The 9,756-nt window shown below is 64.0% G+C and carries 7 protein-coding genes; 2 read left to right on the top strand and 5 right to left on the bottom strand.

The features are described from left to right. Nucleotides 1–300: 300 nt before the first annotated feature. From EOA13_RS35710 to EOA13_RS35685, 5 genes are all read right to left on the bottom strand, one after another. Nucleotides 301–1,737 carry an amidase gene (locus tag EOA13_RS35710; protein ID WP_127297859.1) on the bottom strand — a complete coding sequence of 479 codons (1,437 nt, stop codon included), beginning with the start codon at nucleotides 1,735–1,737 and terminating at the stop codon, nucleotides 301–303. 210 nt (nucleotides 1,738–1,947) lie between these two features. Continuing rightward, nucleotides 1,948–3,039: a Gfo/Idh/MocA family oxidoreductase gene (locus EOA13_RS35705; RefSeq protein WP_127297858.1), complete on the bottom strand. Its 1,092-nt coding sequence runs from the start codon at nucleotides 3,037–3,039 to the stop codon at nucleotides 1,948–1,950. A 305-nt stretch (nucleotides 3,040–3,344) separates the two neighbouring features. Beyond that, nucleotides 3,345–4,508: an ABC transporter substrate-binding protein gene (locus EOA13_RS35695; RefSeq protein WP_127297857.1), complete on the bottom strand. Its 1,164-nt coding sequence runs from the start codon at nucleotides 4,506–4,508 to the stop codon at nucleotides 3,345–3,347. Nucleotides 4,509–4,579: 71 nt separating this feature from the next. Then, nucleotides 4,580–5,434: an ABC transporter permease gene (locus tag EOA13_RS35690; protein WP_127297856.1), complete on the bottom strand. Its 855-nt coding sequence runs from the start codon at nucleotides 5,432–5,434 to the stop codon at nucleotides 4,580–4,582. Next, nucleotides 5,431–6,258, bottom strand: coding sequence for an ABC transporter ATP-binding protein (locus tag EOA13_RS35685; protein ID WP_127297855.1), 828 nt, complete (start codon nucleotides 6,256–6,258; stop codon nucleotides 5,431–5,433). The genes EOA13_RS35690 and EOA13_RS35685 overlap by 4 nt, the downstream gene beginning before the upstream one ends. A gap of 335 nt (nucleotides 6,259–6,593) precedes the next feature. Here EOA13_RS35685 and EOA13_RS35680 point away from each other — a divergent pair, with 335 nt between their 5' ends. Beyond that, nucleotides 6,594–7,538: a MurR/RpiR family transcriptional regulator gene (locus EOA13_RS35680; RefSeq protein WP_127297854.1), complete on the top strand. Its 945-nt coding sequence runs from the start codon at nucleotides 6,594–6,596 to the stop codon at nucleotides 7,536–7,538. A gap of 116 nt (nucleotides 7,539–7,654) precedes the next feature. Beyond that, the gene (locus tag EOA13_RS35675; RefSeq protein ID WP_127297853.1) at nucleotides 7,655–9,469 is read left to right on the top strand and encodes an NAD(P)/FAD-dependent oxidoreductase; all 1,815 of its coding nucleotides are present in this window, start codon (nucleotides 7,655–7,657) and stop codon (nucleotides 9,467–9,469) included. Nucleotides 9,470–9,756 lie beyond the last annotated feature (287 nt).

Genomic DNA, 9,756 nt, shown 5'->3' with positions numbered 1-9,756 from the left:
GCGCCATCGCAGCTCGCTCAGCGTCAAAGAAGAAGGCTATCATCGCCGTCGCAAGGAAGCTCCTCGTCGTCCTAAACGCCATCATCCGTGATAAAAAAGCTTTCGCATGAACACAGTTGCCATGCCGTGACCTTGGCCGAGGAATGCAGCGGAGCAGAACTCTTCATCGTAGCGACGCTTTGAAGTCGCGGCATGGATCCTCGGGTCTGCGCTGCGTCGCTGCGCTCCTTGCTCCGCCCGTGGATGACGAAGCGATGGGCGGATTTGGCCGATCTCGAAGCCGCACGCGGTGCCCAGCACCTACCCACTCACCGCCGGCCTTCTCCCTCTCCACGGCATCTCCTGCTCCAACTGTGCCGACGCGGCCAGCACCGTCGCCTCGTCGCCGTAGCGGCCGACCAGCTGCACGCCGATCGGGACGCCGCCTTTCGACCAGCCGAGCGGCAGCGAGATCGCCGGCTGGCCGGAGATGTTGAAGGGGAAGGCAAACACCGAGTCCGCCCATTTGGCGTTGTAGCGATCGATGTCTGTTTCCGACATGTCGTAATAGCCGAACGGGCGCGGCAGCTGCGTCAGGGTCGGGGTGATGAAGAGATCGTAGGCGCCGAGGTCGCCGACGATGTCGCGGCCGACCTGCCTGAGTTGCTCGACATCGGAGATGTGCCTGATGCCGCTGGTCGAGCGGCCGCGCTCGATGATCGCAAAGGTGACCGCCTCCACGTCGTTTGGCGTCACCGGCCGGCCGATGACCGTTTCAAGGTAGTCGAAGGTCGCCGCCGTCTGCACGCAGGTCATGTTGGTGTAGGTCTTCCACACAGCATTGGCGTCGAGCGGCATGTCATGCTCCTCGACATGGTGGCCGAGGCGCTCGAGTGCCGCCACGGTCGCCAGCACCGCCGCCTTCACCTCCGGATCGATCGCCGTGCCGTTGGGCGGCGTGACGGAAAAGCCGATGCGCAGCTTCTTTGGCGCCCGCGCCGAGAGGCTGAGCCAGCTGCCATCAGGAACCGGCGGCGTATAGGGGTCGCCCGGCAGCGCGCCGGCAACCGCATCGAGATAGGCCGCGGTGTCGCGCACGGTGCGCGAGCAGCAGAGAAAATAGGCGCCGCCATACCAATAGTCGCCGAACGGCGCGAGGCTGACACGTCCGCGCGACGGTTTTAAGCCCACAACGCCGCAGCAGGAGGCCGGGATGCGGATCGAGCCGGCGCCATCGCTGGCCTCGGCGATCGGCACCATGCGCGACGCGATGGCCGCGGCAGCGCCGCCGCTCGAGCCGCCGGGCGTGATGCCTTCCTTCCACGGATTCTTCGTCACACCGTAGAGTTTTGGTTCCGTGGTGATCGACCAACCGTTCTCCGGCGCGTTCGACTTGCCGACCAGCACCAGCCCGGCCGCCTTCATGCGGCGAACGACCTCGGTGTCGAAATCGGCGACAACGTCCTTCAGGTAGAATGAGGAGTTGGTGTTCGGTGCCCCGGTCCAGGACGAGGCGAGCTCCTTGAGCAGGAACGGCACACCGGCGAAGGGCGCTGATGTGTCGACCGTTTCGGCCTGCGCCCGCGCCATGTCGTAGAGGCGATGGATGACCGCATTGAGCGCCGGGTTGAGCCGCTCGACCAGCGTGATCGCTGCCTCCACCAGTTCCGCCGGTGAAACCTGGCCGCTGTGCACCAGTCCAGCCAGGTCGAGCGCGTCGGACTCGGCATAGGTTTTCAGCAGACTTTCGGTGACCATGTCTCTCTCCTCTGGCGGATGGCTTGTGTTGTCTCGCCGTATAACCACGTTCGGGCAGCGGCCCCCTCACCCAGCCTCCGCTTCGCTCGGCTGACCTCTCCCCAAGGGGGAGAGGAGATTGTCGATGCCAGAGCCAACCTCTTCTCCCCCACGGGGAGAAGGTGGCCGCGAAGCGGCCGGATGACGGGGCTTGCCAGCAGCCGGATTGCGTCAGGCCAGGTCGACGGTCCGCCCGAGCGCAATGCTCTGTTCGGCGGCGAGCACGATGCGCAGGCTGTTGACCGCCGCATCCATCTGCTCTGTCAGATCGAGATCCTCGCGGATGGCGCGCAGGAAGAAGGCCTGCTCGCGGTCGCAGAGTTCCTGATGACCAGGCTCGTCCTCCATGCTGACGATCTCGTCGGGCTTCGAGAAATTCTTGTCGCCGTCGACTTGCGCGTAATGGATCTTCAGCGCGTCAGTCTTGGTGTGGCGGTCGATGTCGGCGGAGTTCGATACCTCGGCGGTGTCGGCGGCGCTGCTCGCCTGCTGTCCGGCGACGATCGACACCGCGCCCTTGGGGCCGACCACGTCCTTCACGAAATAGGCCGTCTCGCTCATCATCGGGCCCCAGCCGGCTTCGTACCAGCCGACCGAACCGTCATCGAAGGTGACGTGCAGGTGGCCGTAATTCTGCTTGTCGGCCTCCGCCCAGAGCTTGGCGCCGATGCCGTGCACGCGCACCGGTTTGGCGCCGGTCAGCTGGCACATGACGTCGACATAGTGGACGCCGCAATCGACGATCGGGATCAGCGAATCGATCAGGTTCTTGTGCCAGTGCCAGGCGCTGCCGCTGCTCTGCTGGTTGAGGTTGAGCCGCATCACCAGCGGCTTGCCGAGCGTCTTGCCGACCTCGATGAACTTGATCCATGACGGGTGGACGCGCAGGATATAGCCGAGCACCAGCTTGCGGTTCTTGGCGCGCGCCGCCGCGACAACCTTCTCGGCATCCTCATTGTTGGTGGCGAGCGGCTTTTCCATGAACACATGGCAGTTGGCGGCGATTGCCTTCAGCGCATATTCGGCGTGTGTGTTCGGCCAGCTGTTGATCGAGACGGCGTCCGGTTTTGTTTCCTTCAGCGCCTGGTCGAAATCCTCGTAGAGTGGGTAGCCGGCTAACTCTCCTGGTATCTTCGTGTTGCTCTTGATCGAGCGGCTCATAATGCCGACGATCTCAAAACCGTCGAGCCGGTGGTACGCGCTGGCATGCGACGCACCCATATTGCCGAGACCCACCACCAGCACTTTTACCTTGTCGGACAAATCCGCCTCCCAATTGATTGAATTGTGGACGGCGATCAGCGCCGCCGCTCACTGCCCTTCCTCTCCCCCGTCGATCGGGGGAGAGGTGTCGAGCGCAGCTCGACGGAGTGGGGGTCGACCTTCGCCGCCCGCCTAATATTTCTTGCGCGTCGGATTGTGCCTGTCTTGCGGCGACTGCGCGTTTGGCGAACGCCTTCCCCCACTCCGTCGCCGCTTCGCGGCGCCACCTCTCCCCCCTCCGGAGGGAGAGGAAAGGAGCCCGGCAGGGCAATGAGGGGCGGCGCCGACATGATCCGTTTGCGCCCCTACTTCACCGCCGAATCGAACAGATGTGCCTTGATCTTCTCGACATCGAGCGCGGCGAAACCTTCCGACAGCTTGTATCCGTCAGCATCGGCCTTGACCTTGGCCTTGTCGAAATCATTGGCCGGGCCGATCAGATCGTTGGTGCAGACGTCCTCGGCCTTCACCGGAGCGGTGATCTGGCCGATCTTGTGGATCTCGTCGAAGAAGCCCTGCCAGCTCGCCATGTCGTGCGAGCCCCAGCCGCCGCGCTTGTCCATGTCGCCACGGAAGACATTGATCTGCTGCAGGATCGAGGTGGTGCCAAGCTCGGGCCCGAGATTCTTGGCCAGCGTCGGGAACTGCTCGAACACCGCTTCGACGGCCGCGCGTGGATTCTGGTAGCCGAATTCGAGGCCCATCGCCCAGCCGCGCAGATACTTTTCCAGGAACGCCTTGCGGTCGGGATCCTCGAGGTCGGCGGCACGGACGACGAAAGTGTTGGCCGGCAGCTTCGAATTCTGCACGCCGAGCCAGTATTCGAAGTCGAGCCCCTTGGCGATCCATTCGGCGCGCAGGCCTTCCCACGACAGGGCAGCGTCGCCCTGGCCGCCGGCCAGCGCCGTGCCCCAGGTCGGCCAGCCGGCCTCGACATATTTCACCTTCTTGATGTCGACGCCTTGCGCGGCCAGCAGCGGGTCGGTGATCGACTGCCAGGCGGCGGAGCCGAGCAGGATGGTCTTGCCTTCCAGCTTCTTCAGATCGTTCGATCCCTCACCCTTGCGGAAGGCGATGCTGAACGTGTCGCGGGCGCCCATGTGGAACACCGACTTCAGCTTCATGCCGTTCTGGATGGCGAAGGAGAACACACCGGGCGACGGGAAGCCCATATCGGCCTGGCCGACATCGACGAACTTCACCGTCGCGGTGCCGTCCGACGGCCCCGGCTGCATGTCGGTGTCCAGCCCATCGAAATAACCGGCCTTCTTGGCCGCCCAGTAGGGATAGTCGTCGAGCACTTCGAGCGTGCCGCGCGGCGAGATCCAGGTGAATTTTCCATAAGCCTCGGCCCTGGCCTTGAGGCCGGTGGCGCCGAGCGTCGTGGCCGTCACCAGCCCAGCGCCGGTCACCTGCAGGAAAGTGCGGCGGCTGATCCCCGCCGGGTTGATCGAGTTCTCTTTGGTCATGGCATTCCCCTTTTTTGTTTGATGTCGGTCTCTTGCCGCCCGCCTCCCGGGCGTCGTCTTACCCTTTGTGTTCAAGCCTCCCAGCTCGCCCATTTCTTGCCGATCAGGAAGAACAGCACGTAGATCAGGATGCCGAGCGTCGACAGGATCAGCACCACCGCGAAGAACTGCGGCATCTGGATCATCGACGAATAGGTGGTCAGCCGGTTGCCGAGGCCGAAACCGCCGCCGACCATCTCGGCGCCGACCGCAGTCAACAGGCCGAAGATGGCGCCGATCATCAGCCCGACCAGGATCATCGGTAGCGCCATCGGCGCACGGATCTTCCAGAAGATCTGCAAGGTGCTGGCGCCATAGGAGCGCGCCAGCGCGATCTTGGCGCTGTCGACGCGGCGAAAGCCGGTCGCGGCATTGATCATCACCATCGGCCCGGCGGCCAGCGCCACCGCGATGATGCGCGGCGTGTAGCCGAAGCCGAAGCGCAGGATCAGAAGCGGCACCAGTGCCAGCATCGGCGTGGTGACCAAGAGCAGGATGTAGGGCGCGACGATCTTCTCGGCGAACGGGAACTGTGTGATGACGGCAGCCAGCACCAGGCCGACGATGGCGCCGATAGTGAAGCCGGACACCAGCTCGACAAGCGTGTAGCCGAGATGTGGCGCGATTAGCGGAAACTCGTCGAACAGCGCATAGGCGATCGAGCTTGGCGGCGGCATGATGTAGAGCGGCACATGAAACAGCCGCAGCGCCAGTTCGATGCCGCCGATGATGATCACCGCCACGGCAAGAATGGCCGCCACCTCCTTGCCCGACTTGATGCCGGGGCCGCTGGCGAAGGCCGACAGATTGGTCAGGCTGACCTCATGGCCGTCGCCCGACTTGGCACCAGACTTGGACTTGGAGAATTCCGGGATCGTGTCGCTCACGGCCTGATCCTCACGATCTCGGCGCTCGGGCGCTCCGGGGCTTTTGGCCGCGTGCGTTCGCCGACAATGTCCATCTTGATACGGTTGGTGAGGTCGAAGACCTCCTTCGTCGCCATGATCTCCAGCGAGCGTGGCCGCGCAAACGGCACGCGATACTCCTTGGCGACGCGGCCCGGCCGGGCGCTCAGCACCACCACCCGGTCGGAGAGGAAGATCGCCTCCTCGATCGAGTGGGTGATGAAGACGATGGTTGTCTTGGTGTCGAGCCAGATCTCCTCGACCAGCCGGTTCATCTCCTCGCGGGTGAAGCTGTCGAGCGCGCCGAACGGCTCGTCCATCAAAAGCACCGAGGGCTTCAGCGCCAGCGCCCGCACGATCGCCGCGCGCTGCTGCATGCCGCCCGACAACTCGCGCGGAAATTTGCCGCCGAAGCCGTCGAGCCCGACCCGGTTGAGCAGATGCGCGATCCACGCCCGGTCCGGCTTCTCGCCCTTGATCTCGAAGGGGAAGCGGATGTTGGCGTCGAGATTGCGCCACGGCAGAAGGTTCGCTTCCTGGAAAACGATGCCGATATCGGGATGCGGACCGGTGATCGCCTTGCCGTCGAGCCGGATCTCGCCGCTGGTCAGGCTGTGCAGGCCCGACATCGACCACAAGAGCGTGGTCTTGCCGCAGCCGGAAGGGCCGACGATCGAGACGATTTCATTGTCGCTGACATCGAGGCTGCAGCGGTCCAGCGCCAGCAGGTCGCCGGAGGCCGTATGATAGATCTTGGTCGCGACCTGCACGCCAAGCTTCGGCTTTTTTGCATCGCCTGTATTCATCTGCCCCCCGGGAAGATTGCGCGATGATCCATTGGCTCATCCCAGCGAAAATCAGTCTGTAACTATCCTACTTTCCTGTCAAGCGCCGGCGATGATAACTGTACCACGAAAATCGGGTGATACACCTACCTGGTTGTTTTAATGGTGTTTTCACGCCCTTGAAATGCATGTTGCTTTCCTACATACTTCTGGGCTGACACGGACTGGAGAGGAGAGGAGGAAGGTGAGCTTTCCCCAACGACACGCTGCGGTTGCGATGCGGTCGGGCACGTGGAGCCAAGGCGTGCAAACATGCTAAGACCGCAGCCTCGCAACCCAGGGAAAGACAGGACCCCATGACCGAAGCTGGCAGCCAGGACGAGCCTGTTCCAGACCCCGATGCCGAGGGGCGCGATCCTGTCCGGCGCATTCCCGACATCATCTCGCTGGTCAAGGATTCCTATAGCGAATTGCGCCCGGCCGAACGCCGTGTCGCCGATGTCGTGCTCGATGATGTCAAATATGCCGTCGACGCCTCCAATGCCGCCCTTGCCCAGCGCGCCGGGGTCAGCGAACCGACGGTGACCCGGTTCTGCCGCGCCATCGGCTGCGAGGGTGTGCGCGACTTCAAGCTGAAGCTGGCGCAGAGCCTCGTCGTCGGCGCGCTCTATCTGGCCAAGTCGCCCTCCGTCAGCAATGACAATGGCATGCCGTTCTGGAACGCCGTGTTCGGCGAGGCGCGCCGGGCGCTGCAGGAGGCCGAGCGGCAGCTCGACCCGGCGCAGCTGCAGAAAGCCGCCGAGCTGATCGCCAAGGCGCGCCAGGTTACGGTCTTCGGCCTCGGCGGCAGCTCCTCGGCGCTGGCGCAGGAAACCCAATACCGGCTGTTCCGCTACGGCATCACAGTCAGCGCCCAGTGCGACCCCTATCTGATGCGCATGACCGCCTCGACGCTCAAGCCGGGCGATCTGGTGATCGCCATTTCGGCCACGGGACGCACCCGCGAAGTGATCGAGGCCGTCGAGCTCGCCAAGCATTACCGCGCCAACGCGATCGCGGTGACCGCGCCCGACACCGAACTCGCCCGCGCCTGCGACGTCAGGCTGACGGTGGCGGTGCCCGAATATCCCGACACGCTGAAGCCGACGGCCTCGCGCTTCGCCTTCCTGGCGGCGATCGACCTTCTGGCGGTGGCCTCGGCCTACAAGCTCGACGGTTCGGCCCGCGAGACGGTGCGCCGCATCAAATACAACGCCCAGATCCACCGCACCGGCAAGGAGATGGAGCCGCTCGGAGACTAGCTCCCTTCTCCCCGTTCACGGGGAGAAGGTGCCGGCAGGCGGATGAGGGGCGGCGCCGCGTTCGACAATTGAGATTTTTACGCCGTGTGCGGCGTGTTGCAGGAAGAGGGAAAGACATGCTCGAGATAGCCCCATCGAAACAGGCAGCCGCATGGCTCGGGTCCTTTGACAAGGCACTCGAAGCGGGAGACGCGGCGGCCGCGACCAACCTGTTTGTCGATGACTGCTACTGGCGCGATCTCCTGACCTTCACCTGGAACATCACCACCATGGAAGGCCGCGAGGCAATCGCCGACATGCTGAAAGCTGCGCTGGCGACGACCAAGCCCAGGGCATGGCAGCTGACCGGCGAGGCGATCTCGGACGAAGGCACCATCGAGGCCTGGTTCAGCTTCGAAACCGCGGTGGCGTCAGGCGAAGGCATCATGCGGCTGCGCGACGGCCGCTGCCGGACATTGTTCACGGCGATGACCGACCTCAAGGGCTTTGAGGAGCGCAAGGGGGCGAAGCGGCCGCTCGGCGTGCGCCACAAGGCCGATCCAAAGCGCGAGACCTGGTCGGAGGCGCGGGCGCGCGAGACGCGCGAGCTCGGCACCGAGGAACAGCCCTACTGCCTGGTCATCGGCGGCGGCCAGGGCGGCATCATGCTGGGGGCGCGGCTGCGCCAGCTCGGCGTGCCCACCATCGTCATCGAGAAAAATGCGCGGCCGGGCGATTCCTGGCGCAACCGCTACCGCACCCTCGTGCTGCACGATCCGGTTTGGTACGACCATCTGCCCTACATCCCCTTCCCCGAAAACTGGCCGGTGTTCACGCCCAAGGACAAGATGGGCGACTGGCTGGAAATGTACACGCGCGTCATGGAGCTCAATTACTGGGTCGCCACCAAATGCCTGAGCGCGTCCTATGATGAGGCCGAAAAAGTCTGGACCGTGGTCGTCGACCGCGTCGGCCGCCACATCACGCTGAAGCCGAAGCATATCGTCTTCGCCACCGGCGCCTACGGCCCGCCACGGCGGATCGATCTTCCGGGCGCCGACCGGTTCAGGGGCGAATTGCTGCACTCCAGCCAGTATGCCAGCGGCGAGAAATTCCGGGGCAGACGTGTCGCCGTCATCGGCGCGGCAAGCTCCGGCCACGATGTCTGCGTCGACCTCTGGGAAAGCGGCGCCGAGGTCACCATGATCCAGCGTTCACCGACGACGGTGGTCAAATCGAGCACGCTGATGGAAGTCGGCTTCGAGATCTTCTCGGATGACGCACTGGCGCGCGGCATCACCACCGAGAAGGCCGACATGATCGTCGCCTCGACGCCGTTCGCGCTGGTGCCCAAGGGCCAGCGGGCGCTCTACGAGGTGATCAAGGCGCGCGACGCGGCCTTTTATGACCGCTTGCGCGCCGCCGGCTTCGCCCTCGATTTCGGCGACGACGAGACCGGCCTTCTGATGAAGGCCTACCGCACCGGCTCCGGCTACTACATCGATGTCGGCGCTTCCGACCTGATCATCGACGGCAAGATCGGCATCCGCAGCGGCGTCGCCATCAAATCGCTGACCCCGAGCGGCATCCTGTTCGAGGACGGCAGTGAACTCGCCGCCGACGCCATCATCGCCTGCACCGGCTATCAGTCGATGAACGAGAATGTCGCTGCGATCGTCTCGCGCGAAGTCGCCGACAAGGTCGGCCCGTGCTGGGGTCTTGGCTCGGGCGTCAAGGGCGACCCGGGACCGTGGCAAGGCGAGCTGCGCAACATGTGGAAGCCGACCGCGCAGGAAGCACTGTGGTTCCACGGCGGCAATCTGGCGCTGTCGCGCTTCTATTCGAAATATGTGGCGCTGCAGATCAAGGCGCGGATGGAAGGGATTGAGACGCCGGTTTACGGGGCACCGAGCAATTCAAGCAACGAGCGTCCTATGGATTCGTCATCCTAGGGCGAAGCAAGGAGCGAAGCGACGCGGCGCAGACCCTAGGATCCATGCCGCGCCATTCGTGCACGCGAAAGCGGACCAGAATCGGCTTTCAATGCACCAACGGCGATGAAGGGCCTATCGAACAACCATCCTGATCCGTCGCATTCTTCGGCAATGGTCACGGCATGGCAACTGTGTTCATGCGAAAGCTTTTTTATCACGGATGATGGCGTTTAGGACGACGAGGAGCTTCCTTGCGACGGCGATGATAGCCTTCTTCTTTGACGCTGAGCGAGCTGCGATGGCGC

This window comes from Mesorhizobium sp. M7A.F.Ca.US.011.01.1.1, assembly GCF_003998295.1.
Lineage (GTDB): Bacteria > Pseudomonadota > Alphaproteobacteria > Rhizobiales > Rhizobiaceae > Mesorhizobium.
The sequence above is the reverse complement of the archived record's forward strand: the minus strand, read 5'-3'. Positions and strand labels throughout refer to the sequence as shown.

Bases quoted from the DNA above. Each gene is read 5' to 3' on its own strand.
- EOA13_RS35710 (WP_127297859.1), bottom strand. From the start codon at position 1,737: ATGGTCACCGAAAGTCTGCTGAAAACCTATGCCGAGTCCGACGCGCTC.
- EOA13_RS35695 (WP_127297857.1), bottom strand. From the start codon at position 4,508: ATGACCAAAGAGAACTCGATCAACCCGGCGGGGATCAGCCGCCGCACT.
- EOA13_RS35685 (WP_127297855.1), bottom strand. From the start codon at position 6,258: ATGAATACAGGCGATGCAAAAAAGCCGAAGCTTGGCGTGCAGGTCGCG.
- EOA13_RS35680 (WP_127297854.1), top strand. From the start codon at position 6,594: ATGACCGAAGCTGGCAGCCAGGACGAGCCTGTTCCAGACCCCGATGCC.
- EOA13_RS35675 (WP_127297853.1), top strand. From the start codon at position 7,655: ATGCTCGAGATAGCCCCATCGAAACAGGCAGCCGCATGGCTCGGGTCC.